Below are 17,148 nucleotides of genomic sequence, written 5' to 3'. Positions count from 1 at the left end.
GCTAGGCTCATCTGCATTGGCTTGCGCTCTACTTGCCCGAGATTCTCACTGGGCGTTCTGCTGTCCAAGCTTTCCCTAATCGTTCGAGATCTGGCCCATAGATTCTGAAACCCACGAAGAAATCATTCTCGGTTGTTGGGATCCAGTTGCTTTCGTGGCCCTCCGGTGCTTCCGGCCCGAAAAACACGTCGACAGACCCGTCTTCATTTTGCTGCAGCTTCTGGTTCAGGGAACTGATTGCGTATTTCTTTTGGGGATTTTCGATCATGGATGCGGTCTCAGCGTCATAGAGAATCACGGACCAAAAGCTCTTGGCGGGTACGTTGGGCGGAAGGTGCAGTTTGTAGCTCTTCCCGGGCTCCAACGGCCTGTCCTCTGTATCGGAGAATGTGATGGCGTAGTAGGTAGAGCTCCCCATGTTCTGAGGCGGCCAGATTGCCAGACCGAAATAAGCGGCCCGCTCATCGACCTGAATGTAGTCGTCCGTCGTGAAATCCGGGTCCCACGTCTCAGCCAGTCCTAGCGCCTTCCAGCCTTCAAGCACACTAGGCGGCCATGACTGTGTCATGTTGTACTTGGCGGTCATCCAACCTATATCTGCAGCTTGCTGTAACAGATCCAGAGTTTTAGGGTCCGTAGGGAAAGGCTGGCCTTTCTCAATTCCCAGCGACCGAAGCATGCCGATCGGATACTTGTCTTTTTCCTGAATGGGTTCTTTGTTGATGTAGTCATGCATCAGCCGGAATGCGCCAATACCCTTATCGACTTCGCCGCCCACTGACTTCTCCAGTAAATCGAAGTAATTCTGCTGCCGCTGGGGATTGGATAGCGGATAAACCTTGACCCGTTTAACCCGAGCAATTGCGTCGTCGATAGAGCCTTCTCCCAGCATCACGGAACGCAACCCCAGGCGCACCTGGAACGAAGGGGAATGAATGGGTAGATAGCCCTCGGGCACCGCCCCCGAATAACCCGGAGGGAGAATCAGGTACTTTCCACCCTTGCCCTGATCCGGCGTAACTTCAGGAATGCCAAGATCCGTCAAGGCAACCTGCCAGACATCAATAATAGATCCGAAAAGGTACCCTTTTTCGTCCATTGCGGGTTGCTCGTAAACAACGGGACCATCGTACAACTCCATGTGAACCGCGGCGTACACCGTTTCGTTATTGAAGGTCGACAGCTTGACATCGTGACCGGAATAGCCGCCGAAATAAGTAACATCCAGCATGTCGCCGCCCGAAGCCTCGAGGAGGGCATCGCGACCTGCATACGACTGATTAATCGGCAGACCCCACAAGTAAAGCTCGACGCCACGACTGAGCAGAAGGTTGCCTGTGAGTGTTTCGACATCCTGCGGGAGAGGATATCCGGGCTTGATGGTGACCCCATTTACCTTATCGGTCTCTTGCGACCACCCTGGTCCAACCACTGAAATGAACAGTAGTATGGATAGAACTGTGTAGATTGGTTTTGTGAGTGCTGTGAGTTTCATGGTTTCACTGTCTCCTGGTATTTGGGCTGGTGTATTCTTGTCAGCTTCACCCACTGGTTTGGCCCTAGCCTCGGGGCACCAAATCGCCTGCGACATAGGTACAAATCAAAACACAGCTTGCTCTTTTAAAACGAAGAAAATCGTCAACGCGATAGCAGTATAGATGCCCCACCGAATTTGAACGTTCATCACTTGTTTTCTTTCTTCATCTCCTTCGGCAGAGAAGTACGGCTTCTTCTTAGTTGGCTTTTTCTCGCCCCCTCCCAACTTAAAGAGCACATAGGCGAGTATAAATATTGCTAGCGCTGCATATATCAGGAAGTCAGCAATGCCCATTTCTTTCCTCTTTCTGGTTCAACGAACCCCATAACGTCTTGAATAAGCTGCCGATTTGGAGCGGCAGCGGAAAATCGGTCGGCTCGATTCACTGGTTAAGTTTTGGTTTCTCACCGGTACAAGGCTCCTGGTGCCCAATACTCTTCCAGAGCCACCATAGCTTGTTCCTGCCATGCAGAGTCGTTCGAAAAAGCTAGCTTATCGAGCACCCAAACAACTGCTTTTTCTTCTTTTTCAGATAATGAGCTGAACCGAGGTGGCTGACGATTTGGGGGTCTTAAGTTGGATAGGAATGCATCTATAGCGCTAGATTCTGGGTTGCTAATGTTTTGAATTGAATAACCTAATAGATAAGGCAGGTAATACCGCCAAGAGACCGCGTCGAGATGTGCAATACCCCAGAAATATTTTTCCAGATAATGTGGTGAGATTTCGTCAACTTCTGGGTCGTAGTCAGGCGCCACGTTGTATTCATCTATAGCATTGGCACCTCGAAGTGACAGTGGGGGCTCTGCCGGGAGGCCCCCTTTAGTATCTGGTAAATGACCGTCCACTAAAGAGGTGCAAGATCAGTCCGCTTGATTCACTTGTTAAAATTCATAGTATCCGGTTGGTAGTACAAGGCTATGACTACCGCCACAGACACAACAAAAAGTTTGGCAGGCAACGAGAACCACCTTGTTGAGCCTGCTGGCGCCCAAGAAGCAATACAAGCCATGGCATAAAAAAGGGCCGAGATCGCTGCGCCCGCGAACTGACTACCAAGCATCAACAAAAAGAAAAACCCAGCGAATAAAAAGCGAACACCCCTTTGCCAAGAGAAGTCAGCTGTAACGCTTCTTGATTTCGCATGGGCAATTTGGCTGTTGAACTGACCGCTTTTAGATATGGCAAAAAACAAAAACTCAGCGACGGCGCCACAGAAGGCAAGTGCTGATAGATAAACCGCCCACTCAGCTTTCAACTGTGCTGCTGCGTGTACGAGCACCAAGCCAAGAATGATGCATGCCAACGAAAGCGCGGCATGAGTCCGCGGAAGCATTGCACCAATATATTTGAGGAATAACTGCTGCATAGGAATGTGAGAAATTTTAACGCCAGTGGTAATGGGCGGCAACGGAGCGCAGCGTAGTTGGCGTCCCGTTGACCACCTTGTTAAATCATTGGGTTGGTACTGGCGCGTAATCCACAAGGGCTTCCGTAAGGCCTGCCAGTTTATCTTTGTACTTTACTGACCAGCGTTCAAACTCAGATTGCAGTCCTTCGGTAGATTGAACCATGCCCAATTGGTTAATAGTAACTTGAGTCCGCGCCAATGATTCAGTTAATAGTGAGTTTAGACGCTTTTCATTGATGCCTTCTTTGAACAATTGCGCCCCCATGTGCCCAATGGCAATGGATGTTCTTATTGGAGGTACAGGATACCAGCCATCAAACTCTGTCTTGTCTCTATCAAACAAGCAAAATATATAGTAGATGACAGAACCAGTAAAAATAGTTAGTTCTTCCAGAAGTTTATTCGAGTCTCCTGAGATCAGCCCGCTCTCTATACCATTTTTATAACGCGAAACGACTTCCCCGACCATCAAACTACCAGCAAAAGCATCCGCATCACATTCAAATAAGTGACGCGTCTCGTCGTACGTTTCATTATCAAGGCTTAATCCAGTCACAGAGAGTTCGTGATGCCTTTTTATACGGTAGTTTTCTCTAAAATAACCTAAATGCCCTCGGTATATATGGCCAAGTTCATGATAAGCAATGAAGCAGAAAGATATAGAGAGCGCCGCCTCTTCGAGAAATTCAACTGGCAATTGATTCAGAGCTTTGAAGCCCTTGGTAATATTCTTAATGGTCTTTGATTGCATAAATTGATTGGCATACTCATTGACCAGGCCCGAGTTAACAGCAACAAAGTACACTCGGCTCTGGCAACCATCAATCTCGGTTGCAAATGCATTAATAGAGTCATCTTCGATGATCTCGAATATGATTTTTATTTTATTGAGCGGCGGGGCGCTTACTATATCTTCAAGGTATTTAACACCCTTGAAAATCAATTCATTTTCGTAATGACCATCACAACCATTATTGACTATCGCTATATCTATAGGGTCGCCAACTTCTTTGTGCAATCTTATATATTCCTGCATGCCATCTGAAAGCACAGGTATTCCATGTTTCCTCTTTATGGAATATTTAACTAACTTTATATTTTTTAATAAATTTAATATCTTCATATTTTCTGTGTCAATTGCGAAAGTAGTAAGCGCAATATTCCTGACTTCCTTATTTTTTTCTGCCAAAAAATCATCGATATCTTGGTGAAATCCATTCGCAGAGAGACCACTTGTCACGTTCTTTTTTTGACGGCTTTATGCAGCCAATCTTGGCAAGATTTTGCAAGGCATGCTTGATATCCCTCTCAGAAAGCGTTTGCCTTTCGTATTTTTGAGCATGAGCGTCAACAGCAGGTTTGATGTGGCTTTCTTTTACGGTTAGTTTTTGACTTTTTACCTGCCACATCACCCAAAGAGTAACCGCCTCCGTCTCTGAAAGTCTTATCTGCATATTTCGCCATATACTGTTCCATAAAAGTATGGCTGCAAAGGGTAGTGCCCATGTTACTTGCGTTGCAGAGACAACAGTGAATACACCACTTGATACAGATTCAAACAAGGCGCGAATATTCAGCTTTATATTTCCTGCTTTGGAGCTACGGCCACCCCCTCGCCCGGATGGCGCCATAGTGACCATGTCCAGAGACACTCTCTCCATTTCAGGAGGTGTCACTCGGATGGCATTTTCTAGGAATTCTCGCGCCGTTGTTTGAATAAGGTTTTCATCTAAACCAGCTTCATGAAGGCAGGCTTCGATGATTCGTCGAATTTCAGCTTCCTTTTTTTCCTTCTTTTGGTAATTCCATTCCATACGGCAATTCTCGATTCGAGTAAATTATAGATTTAACGCTGAAATAAGCTGCGGCCCAACAGGGGCGTGCGGTGGAGGCCGAAGGCCGGAACGTACTTAATTGACTGGTTAAATGCGATCACTAGAACGTAGTTTCAAGACAGCATTTACAGAAAGCGGTGATATCCAGAATTGCTTTCCAGTCTTTGTTCCCCTTCGTTCCGTAGAGATAGACCCATGGATTCAAGTAACCACATTTGCGGCCAATACTTTCAAAGCGACCCACTCGCTCTACGTCGTAGTTCACTCGGGTCGCATGAATGATTTTATTGCAAGCTTCCCTGAGCGTAAGAGAGGTGTCGCCTGCTGATAAGGTGCCATTGAGATCTGGCCATAGTCGACCCACCGACCTGCGGTTATTGCTATGCCAACCTCCATCATCATTCTTAATTCGCAGCGTTGCAGCGATTGAGATCAGTAATTTAGGCACCTTCTCCAGCTCCATCCCCAGCGTCAGGTCGTGCCAGTAACGAATCCCACTGAATGGAGGCTCAGCGTCCACATTGTCCGCGATATCCATCTCGAGAAACTGCCTGCTAGACAAATAGATAGCCATCAACGTGTAAACATCATCGAAAAGACCTGCAGGATCGATGAGGTGGGGCCTACCATTTTCGTCATCTGGCTTTAACTCAGACATTCCTCACCCATTTAACGCTGAACGAAGCGGCGCGTCTCACGCGTCCGCCTTACGTGACTCGTTAGAGCTTTTCTCAAATTCCTCAGCTCGTTCCTCAAGGCTCCGGAGTTGGGCTTTTGCAGCTCTAAATTCTTGCTCTGAAGTTTCCAGCCTCGTACGCCATTTTCCTGTAATACGACTACTTTTATGGGCCAGATAAGCGATTAGCAATATGCAGATTACCAACAAGATGAACATCACAGCCTGCATATCATCAATGGCAATTCCGAAAAATTGATTGAGGAAGAAAATCGCCAAGCCGGATGCAAGGGTTTGAGAGAATAGCCTGATAAATCTCTTTGGATTGAATAACTCTCGTTTCATTAAGCTATACCTCTAACGCCGCAATAACCGGCGCAGCTTTGCTGCGTCCGGCGACGAAGGCGCGAAGTTGATTGCCTTGTTAGAGGTTTTAGTCACAATAACTAGATACATCAGAAACAGCAGATTCAAAGTCACTGTGGTACGATTTAACCCTCCTAAATTCGGAGTAGCAATCATCTGTTAAGTCGTTACCTTCTACACAGCGATAAAGTCTTTTTGCGTAGGTCTCAAGGTCACTTCGATAGCTTTCAGCTTGCTCTTTGGCATCCCTGCATTCATCAGAGCAACCATCACAACTACTACGGCTAAGTGAAGTGTGAATAGCTATCACTTGGCGCTGTTGTTCTGGAGTAAGGGATTCTAGCTTTATCTGTCTTGTAATTACCTGCTGATATAGCTGATAAGCGTTATTTGTGTCTGCATATGAAGTAACTGGCATGAACAAAGCCATAAACAGTGATACTAGTGCTGCCTTCAAAAGGAGCTGGATATCCATGTGTACCTCTAACGCCGAGCACACCGGTGCCCTGACAGGGGCATCCGGTGCTGTGATTTGTTAAGCCACTTTAGCCCCTCTTGCATGGATAAGCCTCTGACAAGGCGAAAACAACTGCAGTTACGGGATCTGAAGTGGGACCATTTTTTCTGAGGTATCTGACTACGTGGCCAATCTTTGTCGCCCGATCAACATCGGGGACGCACATCAGTGGTTTGTTTCCTGTCATGACGGAGAGCACATTCGTGTTCACCACGCTATCAATAACGCCGACGCAATATTGAGGACTATAGTTCTGAGGGCCCGAAGGTGATTTACCTGAAAAAACATCCAAGGTGTTTTGACATGCACCGAGTAAATGATTGCTGGTGAAATATTCTGCCAAAGCTACCGGTGAAGTGGCGGCAAGAGCGACCGCGATTATTGGACTAAATAGCTTGTACATAAAAGACACTCCTTGTCGTATGTTTTTTGGCTTAATGCCGAGAATCAATTCCAGTTTTGCTTAACGCTCGTATTTGCGGCTGGTTTGGAGCGCAGCGGAAAACCAGTCCGACAACATGCGCTTGTTAACCCCGCAGCCTCGGCTGCATCGAGGCAACCCACTTATTCTCTCGACCCGCCAAATGATCGCTGATGCGACTCAATATATGCGACCCCTCCCAAACTGCCGCGCATTCAAGACCTTGCACTTGTTCCAGAGTTGCGGGGGTTTCTTGACCATTTATGTAGATATTCAACTTCCCGGTCAGCGCGTCTTGCTTAAACCTTAGCACCTGCTTGCTAAGCGAATCACTCACTGGCGCTTTACCTAGGCTTTTCCACGTTTTTAATGCAGATTTATGAACCCAAATTCGGAACATCAACGGATACGAAATAGCCTCTTGGACCGACAGTTCAGTTTTCGTTGCCACATCAAAGAATGCAAACTCCGGCGATTCCAGAGCCTGAGCGTAGCAGTAACTACCATCTCCTAGTGGTACAGAGTAAACATTGCCCGGCTTTACGATTATTCTGCTCATTGTCTTGTAGGGTTAACGCCTTGGTTTAGCGGCGCCCATGTAGCGCAGCGAAATGGGCGACCGGTGTAGGGCCGAAGGCCCGAAATGAACTACAACTACTGGTTATGTGCTTAACCACCGCCAATATCACCGTACTCCCCTCCAACAAAAATTGCAGAGCCTTTTCCGTCTTTGTGAATTCCAGGCAGCACTCGTTTAGGTAAAACTAGAATTCCGAGGATTGGAAGCAGCCAAATTAGAGATACGAGGCCTATTTTCAGTCTCACTGGTTCCATTGAACAGCATACGGAGATAGTGGCCCTTGTGTTCGCGTACAACAAAACCAGAATCGCGCAAGCTACGATGAAAAATAGTATTTCCATATTCATTCACACATAACGCCCGGCACATGCGCCGGTTTGGAGCCGCGAAGCGGCGGAAAAGCGGTCGCCGTGATGCCGCTGGTTATGTGGATTAACTACCAATGTACAAGGCTCCTTCGAGCTCCATCTGGCAAAATCGTTGTTGCTCCGCACTGCTCGCATTTGTGGGCAGTTGCCACGTCATTGTTTTTTAGAATTCGCACCTTGTCTTTGGGGCCAGCGCCTTCCGGCTTGAAGAACAGGTGCTTAAAGGAGGCACCGAAAATAGCGATGCCCCAACCGGTATATTTCAGAGCCGCTCCACCTGGAACCATCTCAGTGTTGCAGTTATTGCACTTCATGAAGCGTCCAACCTTTACACATAACGCCCGGCACACGCGCCGGTTTGGAGCCGCAAAGCGGCGGAAAAGCGGTCGCCGTGATGCCGCTGGTTAAATGTGCTAATCACCCTGACCTTCAATAGTTACCCATGGATCAGATGAAACCACTTTACTATCTGTGAAACTCAAAGATGAGTCGGAGCTAAATTTCCTCTTTAACTCTGCTATTGGGAGGTTGCCATTAACAACGATTATCGGCTCAGGAGACCTATAATTTTCTAAATAAATCCCCTCTACCTCTATATCATGTTCATCCTTCAGATGAACCAAAATAGCCTCGATAGAGTTCTTGATATGCTGCCCCCAGAACTCTCTATAGACCTTTCCGAATCGATAGTTGTACGAAATATGCTCGTATTCATTCATGACATTTAACGCCCGGCTCACCGAGCAAATTTTTGATGGCGGCTTTTGTGCGTGTTTTTGCACAAAAGGTGACAGCGGAAATTTGTCCGGTGCAGCCGCTTGTTAAATGCTCATTGGCACTGGATCTATATCTGCTTTTTGATACAGAGGGTGTGCTGGCTCACCTGATTTATTTAGTTTTAAACAGTGCAAGTTCGGTAGAAGCTCTTTTACTTGTTTAGAGCGACCTAGAAATGATCCATCATTTCCCCATGCAGCTACTACCATACCAGCATCATTTGATAACCTTTGTAGCCATTCATTATTTTCGGAACCTACAGGGTCTGCGGCAGCTTTCATATCGCTTGGCTCAGTTGCACGATAAGCAAAAATATTTGCCATGCAAACACCACCAAAACCCCATGATTTAGCATAATTAATACAACGAATTAACGTTGGGTCATCTGTTGTTTCATCCGCTGTAGATGGGTTTAACCCCACAAACATTACATAAGGTTTTGAATCATCCCATGTACGCCATAAAGCAAAACGATATTTTCTACATTCAGACAATTTTGCTGTATTTTTCAATGCTTACGCCTTACTTGATTTGACATTTAACGCTTGGTTTAGCGGCGGCCTGTCAAGGCCGTCCGGTGGAGGCCAAAGGCCGGAACAAACTACAACCACTTGTTAAGTGTTTATGTATCGCAGCCAACGTAGATTTCGCTGCCATGTATTTCGGCGAACCAAAAAGGTTCGTGGTCCTCAGGACCAAAAAACTGGATCAGGATGAAGTTTGGATTCTGGAAAACAACATCCTTTGCCTGAAGTTCTTCTATTTCGGGATGCCTGTTCTCCGGGAACTGAGCTCTGGCTACTGATTTAATTTTGGAAATACTGTTATCAAGGAAGTCCGGTTGTTCGAGGGTTTGGGTGACAAAAAGTGCCAAATCCTCTTTTGGCTCGGAGAGGCCATCGTACGCAACGCTTATTGTTGTTCCGTTGAATGTACCAACCCAGTACTCCGACTCAGCGTCCCACCCCAAAGAACCTGCACCTTCGATGGTAACTGTTGCCTCCGGCTGTTCCTTTTTTCTGAACAGGCTTTTGAGAAATTGCACGATTCTCCCTCAGACACTTAACGCTTTTGTTCAGCGGCGACCTTTTTGAAGCGAAGCGGAGAAAAGGGCGTCCGGTGGAGGGCCTTCAGGCCCGGAACAAACTGGAATAATTTGTTAGGCATCTCAGCCTAGTAGGACCAACTCTTTGAAACGCTCCATTGCTCCGGTCTCGCTTTTAGTAAGCTTAAAATAGTTCGAAATTGCTCGATCAATCATATCCGCAGCTTCAGCATCAACGGTAAAAGTAATGGAACCGTCCTCGTTATAATGCTTCAGTCTATTTTTGTAATAGTTCGCTAGATTAGAAACTTCCTTTCTTGATTTTTTTGCTTCGGGGGTTTCCAGCGTATTCCTTCGAAATCCCAACGCCCTCAGCGCACCCGATAAGACTTCATCAAGCCAATGTTTCTCGCCTCGCTCATTTAGAAGTTTCCCGAGAATTTCCTCGGCTGCTCCAGCTAGTGTGAGAGATGACACAAAATCTTTCTGGTCTAGAAACAATCCGATAGATCTCTCTAACTGCCTTTCCGCAATCTGCAGGTTAGTTAGCGTCTCCTCAATACCATCGACCTTCATTATCTTTGCCTAACGCTTGCAGCATGCGCGCCTACGGAATGAAGCCGAAGGCGCAATGTAGTGGGCGTCGCCGTGCCTGCTCTTGTTACACCCCATCGAAATGACTCTGCACAATGAAGAAGATAGGCATCAGAAGAACGAACGCGACACAGACCGCTGGATACAATGCCCGACCGATTAACGACGAAAAAGTAGGCTTTTTATGCAAAACCACACCGGGAAGTTCATCTGAAACCCAAACTTCCATCTCGGCACCAACCTCCAATTCCTCGTCGGGAGTGTAGGGTGGAGGCGCGATAAAGTGTATAGGGCCCCTGCCCTCAATCCTGACTCCCAACTGAACCAACCGGTCCAGACGAGCGCGATGATTCTGCTCTACCAATGCCAAGGTTTGTCTCGCCCCAAACAATGGTTTCAGCTGCGAAAAACGCACCAGTGAGATCAGCAAAAAGATCGCTGATACCGCTATTAGATAGTAAACGACGAACTCAGTTGTATTCATGCGGTGTAACGCCAAACTTTGCGGCTGACGGTGCGCAGCACCGGCAGTCCGCAACAGTGACTAGTTATGTTTTTATTCGTACTTTGCCATTTCATTGAGCAATTCTTCTTTTAGATCTTTTGGCTCAATACACCAAAACGTCCATTCTCTATTTGGGAAAATGGCCACTTTCACGCTCTCGCTTTCGAACAGTGGGAGCCAATGCTCTAGCAATTCTTCGAGGCTAATCTCGACGGCAGTGTGGCCTGGAAAATTCTCGTCAGTAATGCTTTGAGCGTATTCGGGGTGCGGCCAGAGGGGGAAGTATTCAAAATCCTCGGGAGCAACTGGAACCAACCAGCCCTCTTCACTTTTTACACTCCACATTTGCTCCCAATCAGCGACCTTGCTAATGAAATGATCAAATCTCTCTGAGCTATCCAGTGCCAGAACAGCCTCAAATTGCTTGTCATTCATCTTGTATGGCATTGAAACTCCCAAAGAACATAACGCCTGCATAAACGGCGGCCTGACAAGGCCGTCCGGTGGAGGCCCCAAGGGCCGTAACGAATTTGATGCACTGGTTAGGAATACCTCAAAAACTTGAGCATCGCCAAAACCAACAAAACTGAGAGGAAAACAAGAGCAAGCAACCCTGCGAAGGTCGGGAAGGATAACTGTCCAGATTTGAACAACCCATGCAGAAACAACCAAGACGCGGGAAGTGATACCGCCATTGATACAAAAAATAGGAAGTTTGAAACATCGGCCCCCAGCCAATTCCCTAAGATACCCCATCCACCACCAGCGATAGAAAGAGCAAACAGGCTCCAGCTTCCGATGCCACCGACAATCAATACTGTATTTCTGATCATCCCTACTCCAAACTTCCTAACGCCGTGCGCATGGGCGAGCGGCACAGCCGCGAGTCCAGCCCGCAGGGCGAACATGCCGCACCTTGTTAAGGGTTTTTTTCATAATCTAATTCCATGAGACGCTCTTCGTAACCACCCCAAGCATACTCTATTAAAGAATATGATTTATACATTTTAGAAATTGCGCAACTTACGCAAACGATAGAGAGTTTTTGCTCTTCTGTGGGGTTTTCCGGGTAGTGTGATAGTGCGTGCTGTAATGCAGAAATAGCTGCTGGGCGGTATTTGTTTTTTGCCCAATCTGGGCAAGGAATAAACTCATGCTCTTCTATTGATTGCATTACTGCGTAGATAAAACCAAGATGGTTCCAATCAATAGATGTTTGATTTAGGAATATTTCGTTTGCTTGTATTAACCAAGAAATCGAAGCTGTACCAATATCGCCTTGGTGGTACAGTTCGTTCCAAAGCCATTCGGAGATTTCTGCGTAATTACCGTGCCTATACTTTTCTAAGTATGGCTCTATATCACATGGCTCTCCGTAATAGTTTGTTAATTTCACGGCATCCCCCTAAACCCTTAACGCCGTGGTAATGGGCGCCAACGGAGCACCGCGTAGTTGGCGTCCCATTGACCAGATTGTTATGTTCAAGTTTGTTCGTATACCGTACCAAAGCGCCCCCACAAACCGTTGTTGAGAGCTCTCAAAGGTGGCATTTCATCTTTAATTTCAAAAATCGGGCGACCTCGAATACAACCGCCAATAAAATAAATTGTGCTGCACCCATTACATTGCAAATATTGACAAACAGTGTAATGCCTCTCAGTTAATAGTTCGTCCAGCGTGCCTTGAACTGGGCAGTCGCCCGCCAACTGGACTAGTGATCCGTCCTCGCAGAGCCCGGAAGCTATCTCTAAAGCCCGTGGAAAATCGAAACCTGAGGCTCGCGACTCGGGCAGAAGCCCTGAAAATTCAATACAAGACTGGCAAACCATTTTCTTCCTGCCAATGAACATAACGCCAATATTAAGCGGCCGCTGAAAGCGGTCCGGTGGAGGCCCTCAGGGCCGTAACGAACTTGAATGCCTAGTTAAGCGCGCACCCATTTGAAGACCAAGCGCCAGAAGCAAACCATGAGTTATCACATTAGCGAGCGTATGCCACGAAATGAGCTGCGCCTCGTCGTAGTTGCCGATTGCAATAACCGCTGCAATGAAAACGGTGTTGCCCAATAGCACCCACCATACCTTGAGTTTTAACCTGAAAACTCGGGCAAAGATCACAGCCATCGCAAAGGCGCCACTGACCAAAATTACAGCATTCAGCGGCAAGGACATTAGCCAAATAGACACCACGATCAGAGCAGCACACAGATCCCTGGGGGCCATTCCAATACAGCTGCTGAAGAGCGGCTCAAGTTCGACGTTTATGAACAAAAAGGGGAACAGGACAGGAAAGGCGAAGCTAAACCACACCGCCAGAACGATACCGATTAGAAAAGCACTTACTCTGGCCATAAAACGCTTAACGCCCGGCTCACGCGCCGGTTTGGAGCCGCGAAGCGGCGGAAAATCGGTCGCTGTGCAGCCGATTGTTAGCCATCTCGCTCTACCACTTGGGTTCGCGCGATATGAAGATGATCATTCTCAGACAGGTTATGAAGGCGCCTAAAATAGTCCATTGTTTCAACGAACATTTTTTTAGATCTTGCGAGCCACCTGTCATTTAATTTGAGCACCCACTCAGGCTCCTTGTTCACTTCATGATAATGATCGCCAGCGTCAGCTCTTGTTGGATAGGGGCCCAAGCGAGAAACTGCCGGCTTGCCGTGAGCCAGTTTGTCGCGCAGTTTGAAAACCTCTTTTGCATAACTCAATGGATCAGCCCCCCAGTCAGGGCTTTGCCCCGCAATTGAATGCAAGATATCGACCTTGCTCTGCCAGCTATTGCGTTCGACCGAATCCCAGAAACCTACAACTCTGGCGCCAACACCATTGATGTAGGCTTCAATCGCGAATGCGGAAAATACAGCAATGGGAATACAGTCAGAGTACGTTACCTCGTCGCGCTCACTCACATCTCGGTGCATGCTGAACAAGCACTCGATAACATGACTCTGTGCTGTAAATTCGCGCTCGATAAAGTAACTCACGAAGTCTCCGTCAAATGGCTAACGCCCGGCACACGCGCCGGTTTGGAGCCGCAAAGCGGCGAAAAAACGGTCGCCGTGATGCCGCTTGTTATACGTTTTGATACTTCGACAGAATTCGGCGACAAGCATCTGAAACCTGCGTTCTGTAGGAGCTAATAACCCGCAGCAACTCATCATCGGATTTTGCAAGCATCGCGGCAGAACAAAGCGGGCGCACCTTCTTCGTTGGCAAATGATCGGTATCAGATGCAATCACGCCAAAAACATGGAATTCCGTTCCCCAAACTTCGCCGACAATACGATGCCCCAAGGAATTCAGCTCCAGCACGTTTTCTAAGTACTCTGCGTCAGATTCAAGCAGTGAACTAGCGAGTTCAATCGCTTTTGAGACGCACCGCTTCAACTCAGATTCATCGGTAGAAATTCTGTCCATAAATTACGTATAACGCGAAGCTAAGCGGCGCCCCGACAGGGGCGTCCGGTGGAGGCCGTAGGCCGGAACAAACTTGAGCGCATGGTTATGTGGTCTAAGCACGATGCACGACCCCAAGTACGAGCTTCTGTATTTGAGACAGCTTGGCGCTTTGCTTTGAACTCAAGAAAGAACCGTATTCTTGCTGGATCAAATTGAGTTGATCTAGTAAATACGCCCAACCGTCAGTGAGACCATTTAGACCAGAAACACCGTCTGACACGAGCTTACTAGCTTCCTCGCAACCACTGGAGGCCAGCTCTTGTTGCAGGCTTTCAATAGCCACAAATAGCTCGGTACTAGAGCGATATTTCATAATCTCTATTCACACATAACGCTGAGGTAACCGGCGCCGGAGCGCCAGCGTAGGGAACCAAAAGCGGTACGCTTTTGGCGTCCGGTTGACCGCTTGGTTAGACCTACTTCTCTTTCCGGATCCATCTACGAAGTTTGGCATTAATCTCACGCTCCGCGACGCTCATTCTTTCCCTAGTCCTCGAGGTAGTGAAGGCAATCCCGCCTCCCAGAATCGAACCTAGCAATACGCCGAACAATGAAACCTTAAAAACGACCTCTGCTTCGCCTATCAATACCAGGAAGAGACTGCAGAAAATTACGATCGAGCCAGGCAACGCAATGTGGTGCTTTTGGATTTTTCTGCCGATTAAAACTAAAACCAACAGCGCAACTAATTGAAGAAACGACAAGCCATATATAAAACCGGAAAACCTCCATAAGCCTTCGGCCAAGCCATGCTCGAAGATTAAGGCAGCGAGGAGAACTAGTAAAAGCCATGCCCATGACCAATCGAACCTTTTGTACAACGGCTTCCCCTTTAGTTCACTTCGGTCTAACGCTGAGAACACCGGCTTGGTGAAGTTGGCGGCTTTTTTGCGAGCAAAAAAGGTGACAGCTTTACCAAGTCCGCGTGCTTTGTATTGTTACGTGGTTGAACTGACAAGCTCAGCAATCTCCTGCCGTACTCTGTTGGATTTGAAACGGTATTTGAACTTTGGAAAAAAATAGACCTTTCGACCCAAGACTGTTTTCTGCTTGAAAGTAATGGAGGACAAATTTCTGGTCCAGTTCATCTCGAAGCATTGTATGTCAGCGACGGACAAGCTAATCGACTTCTCGCTCCCCTTAATGTGCACAATTCTGCCATCAAGCCATACAGAAACGAGCTTTTTCCGCATGTAAAGCAAGAAGGTAAAACCCGCCAGTAAGAATAGAGTGAATTCCCATAGGTGATCTCTGTCCTGCATGTACAGAAAGAGCCAAATTCCGCTTAGGGGAATGGTCCAAAACAAGGGAAAAATATCTCGCATAAACTCGGTCGCCTTTGAAGATATTTTCACTTTTTCCATGGGAGAACCTGGTAGTTCACGTAACGCTTTGGGTAAGCTGCTGGTGCGGAGCGCAGCGTAGTACCGGTCAGCTTCACCCACTGGTTATGCTGCAGACCGTTGAACCCTGACCGCCACGAAGAACACCAATGTGGCGAGAACTACGAATATGTCCATTATGATTGCTGGTGCGGCCTGACCTAAAAATTCTTGGCCATAAATCAGGACCAATGACACGAAAATCGCTTTGCTCAACGCACCCATCGCAGCGGAAAAGACCCGGTGCCTTTCGACCAGCGCACCGTAAATCAAGATGATACCGATTAGGCCGACGAGGGCTGACCAACTGCGTACGATGATGGATTGAAGGCCGCCGTCAAATGAAACGCCGAATATCGATTCAAGCGCAGCTTGAGGTGCTACGAGACCATAAAACATGGTGGCCGTCAGAAAGCCCGACACAAGCATGACCCACTGAAAGTTCCTTTTGACGAATTCCATAATTCCCTTACGTGCTTATAGTTGATGGCAACTTGTAACTCTGCCCTGCGGCATAACGCCGTGGTAATGGGCGCCAACGGAGCAACGCGTAGTTGGCGTCCCGTTCACCACCTTGTTATGAGTCGTTCGCAACGAACGGCTCCTTGTAGGTCAGGTATATCAAACTCGCCAAGGATAACGCTGCTGCGCCGAGCAAGCTGTCTGATATGACGTAAATTAAAATGAACAGTAGTAGCCCAACAGCCACATTCTTTAGATTTTTGGCGCGCGGTATGCCCACGTCGGAATTACAATTTTTACAGTAAATAGACCCTACCTGCCCAAAGCACTTTGCAATCGTACTGGTCGCGGGCTGACTACAGTGTGGGCAGTTCGTACTCATGACTTAAGACTCATAACGCCGAAATAAGCGGCGGCCTGTTAAGGCCGTCCGGTGGAGGCCGAAGGCCGGAACAAACTTGATTGACTTGTTAAACATTAGTGCCGCTACTCACCCACTATCCGAATACCGGGAAAGAGACTAATGAGTGCCAAAATAGCGACCAAGGCGACGGAACCAACAGCAAGCAGGATTTGATTCCCTTCAACCCCTTTATAAATAAGACCACCAACCGCAAGCCCAGCCAGCCCGGTAGTCTGCCTCGCCTGAAGGACAGCTCCACACCCTTTGCAAGCAACGTTCTTGACGAACAGCACCTTGGCTGAAACCCCAGAACCACAATTCGGACACTTATAGGCCATAGTGTTTAACGCCTTGCGCAGCGGCCGAGTGAAACGAGGTCCAGCCCACGCGTATTTTTGCGCGGGCGATGCTGGCGCATCTGGTTATGTGGGCTCTTTGTTTACTCTTTCGAAGAGGTAATTTGTTTCTCTAACTCTTTTGGCGAGATAGTAAAATTGATATCAAAGGTACACGTCCCCTCTTGCACATTGAGTTCTCCACCTTTCCTAATGCAATCATCATGAGCCTGCTTCGGACCCAAATAGAAAACGTAAAAAGCACCGCCAATGAGTGCAAGCAATAACATTTTTTTCATGAGACGTCCTTTTCACCATTTGCACATAACAGCAATTAGGCAGAGGTCTCCGATATTGCAGAAATCTGACCGCTTCGTTACTACGGTCTCTGCGCAGTTGACCAACCTGCCGATAGGTTTATAAAACAGCAGCTTATCCCAGGCCCAACTTCCTTTCCATGTAATCGTCTGAC

General features: G+C 47.6%; 24 protein-coding genes. All 24 read right to left on the bottom strand.

Features of this window, described 5'->3' with window-relative positions:
• Nucleotides 1-28: 28 nt before the first annotated feature.
• Nucleotides 29-1,495: a DUF1214 domain-containing protein gene (locus LPB19_RS03595; protein ID WP_206644753.1), complete on the bottom strand. Its 1,467-nt coding sequence runs from the start codon at nucleotides 1,493-1,495 to the stop codon at nucleotides 29-31.
• 105 nt (nucleotides 1,496-1,600) lie between these two features.
• A complete protein-coding gene (locus LPB19_RS03590) occupies nucleotides 1,601-1,831 on the bottom strand; it encodes a hypothetical protein (RefSeq protein ID WP_206644752.1) in 231 nt (76 codons plus the stop codon).
• 110 nt (nucleotides 1,832-1,941) lie between these two features.
• Nucleotides 1,942-2,295, bottom strand: coding sequence for a DUF6714 family protein (locus LPB19_RS03585; RefSeq protein ID WP_206644751.1), 354 nt, complete (start codon nucleotides 2,293-2,295; stop codon nucleotides 1,942-1,944).
• Between the two features lie 119 nt (nucleotides 2,296-2,414).
• Entirely contained in the window at nucleotides 2,415-2,906 is a 492-nt protein-coding gene (locus LPB19_RS03580) for a hypothetical protein (protein ID WP_206644750.1), read from the bottom strand.
• A gap of 85 nt (nucleotides 2,907-2,991) precedes the next feature.
• The gene (locus LPB19_RS03575) at nucleotides 2,992-4,188 is read right to left on the bottom strand and encodes a hypothetical protein (protein WP_206644749.1); all 1,197 of its coding nucleotides are present in this window, start codon (nucleotides 4,186-4,188) and stop codon (nucleotides 2,992-2,994) included.
• The gene (locus tag LPB19_RS03570) at nucleotides 4,142-4,762 is read right to left on the bottom strand and encodes a hypothetical protein (protein ID WP_206644748.1); all 621 of its coding nucleotides are present in this window, start codon (nucleotides 4,760-4,762) and stop codon (nucleotides 4,142-4,144) included. Before LPB19_RS03570 ends, LPB19_RS03575 begins: the two co-directional genes overlap by 47 nt.
• Nucleotides 4,763-4,883: 121 nt before the next feature.
• Nucleotides 4,884-5,441, bottom strand: a complete 558-nt coding sequence (locus LPB19_RS03565; RefSeq protein ID WP_206644747.1) for a hypothetical protein — start codon at nucleotides 5,439-5,441, stop codon at nucleotides 4,884-4,886.
• Nucleotides 5,442-5,477: 36 nt separating this feature from the next.
• Nucleotides 5,478-5,804: a hypothetical protein gene (locus LPB19_RS03560; protein ID WP_206644746.1), complete on the bottom strand. Its 327-nt coding sequence runs from the start codon at nucleotides 5,802-5,804 to the stop codon at nucleotides 5,478-5,480.
• An 88-nt stretch (nucleotides 5,805-5,892) separates the two neighbouring features.
• Entirely contained in the window at nucleotides 5,893-6,300 is a 408-nt protein-coding gene (locus tag LPB19_RS03555; RefSeq protein ID WP_206644745.1) for a hypothetical protein, read from the bottom strand.
• Nucleotides 6,301-6,370: 70 nt separating this feature from the next.
• Complete coding sequence (locus tag LPB19_RS03550; RefSeq protein WP_206644744.1) at nucleotides 6,371-6,745, bottom strand: Rap1a/Tai family immunity protein; 375 nt, start codon at nucleotides 6,743-6,745, stop codon at nucleotides 6,371-6,373.
• Nucleotides 6,746-6,869: 124 nt separating this feature from the next.
• Nucleotides 6,870-7,322: an Imm26 family immunity protein gene (locus LPB19_RS17190; protein WP_206644743.1), complete on the bottom strand. Its 453-nt coding sequence runs from the start codon at nucleotides 7,320-7,322 to the stop codon at nucleotides 6,870-6,872.
• Nucleotides 7,323-8,124: 802 nt separating this feature from the next.
• The gene (locus LPB19_RS03540) at nucleotides 8,125-8,430 is read right to left on the bottom strand and encodes a hypothetical protein (RefSeq protein ID WP_206644742.1); all 306 of its coding nucleotides are present in this window, start codon (nucleotides 8,428-8,430) and stop codon (nucleotides 8,125-8,127) included.
• Nucleotides 8,431-8,532: 102 nt separating this feature from the next.
• On the bottom strand, nucleotides 8,533-9,000 hold the full coding sequence (locus tag LPB19_RS03535) for a DUF1643 domain-containing protein (protein WP_206644741.1): 468 nt from the start codon (nucleotides 8,998-9,000) through the stop codon (nucleotides 8,533-8,535).
• 110 nt (nucleotides 9,001-9,110) lie between these two features.
• Complete coding sequence (locus LPB19_RS03530; RefSeq protein WP_206644740.1) at nucleotides 9,111-9,533, bottom strand: hypothetical protein; 423 nt, start codon at nucleotides 9,531-9,533, stop codon at nucleotides 9,111-9,113.
• A 123-nt stretch (nucleotides 9,534-9,656) separates the two neighbouring features.
• Nucleotides 9,657-10,109 carry a hypothetical protein gene (locus tag LPB19_RS03525; protein ID WP_206644739.1) on the bottom strand — a complete coding sequence of 151 codons (453 nt, stop codon included), beginning with the start codon at nucleotides 10,107-10,109 and terminating at the stop codon, nucleotides 9,657-9,659.
• Between the two features lie 85 nt (nucleotides 10,110-10,194).
• Nucleotides 10,195-10,611 carry a hypothetical protein gene (locus tag LPB19_RS03520; RefSeq protein ID WP_206644738.1) on the bottom strand — a complete coding sequence of 139 codons (417 nt, stop codon included), beginning with the start codon at nucleotides 10,609-10,611 and terminating at the stop codon, nucleotides 10,195-10,197.
• A gap of 72 nt (nucleotides 10,612-10,683) precedes the next feature.
• A complete protein-coding gene (locus tag LPB19_RS03515; RefSeq protein WP_206644737.1) occupies nucleotides 10,684-11,079 on the bottom strand; it encodes a DUF2750 domain-containing protein in 396 nt (131 codons plus the stop codon).
• A gap of 95 nt (nucleotides 11,080-11,174) precedes the next feature.
• Complete coding sequence (locus tag LPB19_RS03510) at nucleotides 11,175-11,465, bottom strand: hypothetical protein (protein WP_206644736.1); 291 nt, start codon at nucleotides 11,463-11,465, stop codon at nucleotides 11,175-11,177.
• Nucleotides 11,466-11,551: 86 nt separating this feature from the next.
• Nucleotides 11,552-12,028, bottom strand: a complete 477-nt coding sequence (locus tag LPB19_RS03505; protein ID WP_206644735.1) for a hypothetical protein — start codon at nucleotides 12,026-12,028, stop codon at nucleotides 11,552-11,554.
• Nucleotides 12,029-12,528: 500 nt separating this feature from the next.
• On the bottom strand, nucleotides 12,529-12,984 hold the full coding sequence (locus LPB19_RS03500) for a hypothetical protein (RefSeq protein WP_206644734.1): 456 nt from the start codon (nucleotides 12,982-12,984) through the stop codon (nucleotides 12,529-12,531).
• A gap of 77 nt (nucleotides 12,985-13,061) precedes the next feature.
• Nucleotides 13,062-13,619, bottom strand: a complete 558-nt coding sequence (locus tag LPB19_RS03495) for a hypothetical protein (protein WP_206644733.1) — start codon at nucleotides 13,617-13,619, stop codon at nucleotides 13,062-13,064.
• Between the two features lie 88 nt (nucleotides 13,620-13,707).
• Complete coding sequence (locus LPB19_RS03490) at nucleotides 13,708-14,052, bottom strand: hypothetical protein (RefSeq protein ID WP_206644732.1); 345 nt, start codon at nucleotides 14,050-14,052, stop codon at nucleotides 13,708-13,710.
• A 1,490-nt stretch (nucleotides 14,053-15,542) separates the two neighbouring features.
• Complete coding sequence (locus LPB19_RS03485) at nucleotides 15,543-15,938, bottom strand: hypothetical protein (RefSeq protein ID WP_206644731.1); 396 nt, start codon at nucleotides 15,936-15,938, stop codon at nucleotides 15,543-15,545.
• An 842-nt stretch (nucleotides 15,939-16,780) separates the two neighbouring features.
• Entirely contained in the window at nucleotides 16,781-16,975 is a 195-nt protein-coding gene (locus LPB19_RS03480; RefSeq protein WP_206644730.1) for a hypothetical protein, read from the bottom strand.
• Nucleotides 16,976-17,148: the final 173 nt, after the last annotated feature.

This window comes from Marinobacter salinisoli, from assembly GCF_017301335.1.
GTDB classification, from domain to species: Bacteria; Pseudomonadota; Gammaproteobacteria; order Pseudomonadales; family Oleiphilaceae; genus Marinobacter; species Marinobacter salinisoli.
Note: the sequence above shows the minus strand (reverse complement) of the source record. Positions and strands in the feature narration are given on the sequence as shown.

Coding starts and splice junctions, on each gene's coding strand:
- LPB19_RS03515 (WP_206644737.1), bottom strand. CDS start 11,079: ATGCCATACAAGATGAATGACAAGCAATTTGAGGCTGTTCTGGCACTG.
- LPB19_RS03520 (WP_206644738.1), bottom strand. CDS start 10,611: ATGAATACAACTGAGTTCGTCGTTTACTATCTAATAGCGGTATCAGCG.
- LPB19_RS03595 (WP_206644753.1), bottom strand. CDS start 1,495: ATGAAACTCACAGCACTCACAAAACCAATCTACACAGTTCTATCCATA.
- LPB19_RS03550 (WP_206644744.1), bottom strand. CDS start 6,745: ATGTACAAGCTATTTAGTCCAATAATCGCGGTCGCTCTTGCCGCCACT.
- LPB19_RS03565 (WP_206644747.1), bottom strand. CDS start 5,441: ATGTCTGAGTTAAAGCCAGATGACGAAAATGGTAGGCCCCACCTCATC.
- LPB19_RS03480 (WP_206644730.1), bottom strand. CDS start 16,975: ATGAAAAAAATGTTATTGCTTGCACTCATTGGCGGTGCTTTTTACGTT.
- LPB19_RS03560 (WP_206644746.1), bottom strand. CDS start 5,804: ATGAAACGAGAGTTATTCAATCCAAAGAGATTTATCAGGCTATTCTCT.
- LPB19_RS03525 (WP_206644739.1), bottom strand. CDS start 10,109: ATGAAGGTCGATGGTATTGAGGAGACGCTAACTAACCTGCAGATTGCG.
- LPB19_RS03590 (WP_206644752.1), bottom strand. CDS start 1,831: ATGGGCATTGCTGACTTCCTGATATATGCAGCGCTAGCAATATTTATA.
- LPB19_RS03500 (WP_206644734.1), bottom strand. CDS start 12,984: ATGGCCAGAGTAAGTGCTTTTCTAATCGGTATCGTTCTGGCGGTGTGG.
- LPB19_RS03570 (WP_206644748.1), bottom strand. CDS start 4,762: ATGGAATGGAATTACCAAAAGAAGGAAAAAAAGGAAGCTGAAATTCGA.
- LPB19_RS03555 (WP_206644745.1), bottom strand. CDS start 6,300: ATGGATATCCAGCTCCTTTTGAAGGCAGCACTAGTATCACTGTTTATG.
- LPB19_RS03510 (WP_206644736.1), bottom strand. CDS start 11,465: ATGATCAGAAATACAGTATTGATTGTCGGTGGCATCGGAAGCTGGAGC.
- LPB19_RS03485 (WP_206644731.1), bottom strand. CDS start 15,938: ATGGAATTCGTCAAAAGGAACTTTCAGTGGGTCATGCTTGTGTCGGGC.
- LPB19_RS03540 (WP_206644742.1), bottom strand. CDS start 8,430: ATGAATGAATACGAGCATATTTCGTACAACTATCGATTCGGAAAGGTC.
- LPB19_RS03490 (WP_206644732.1), bottom strand. CDS start 14,052: ATGGACAGAATTTCTACCGATGAATCTGAGTTGAAGCGGTGCGTCTCA.
- LPB19_RS03580 (WP_206644750.1), bottom strand. CDS start 2,906: ATGCAGCAGTTATTCCTCAAATATATTGGTGCAATGCTTCCGCGGACT.
- LPB19_RS17190 (WP_206644743.1), bottom strand. CDS start 7,322: ATGAGCAGAATAATCGTAAAGCCGGGCAATGTTTACTCTGTACCACTA.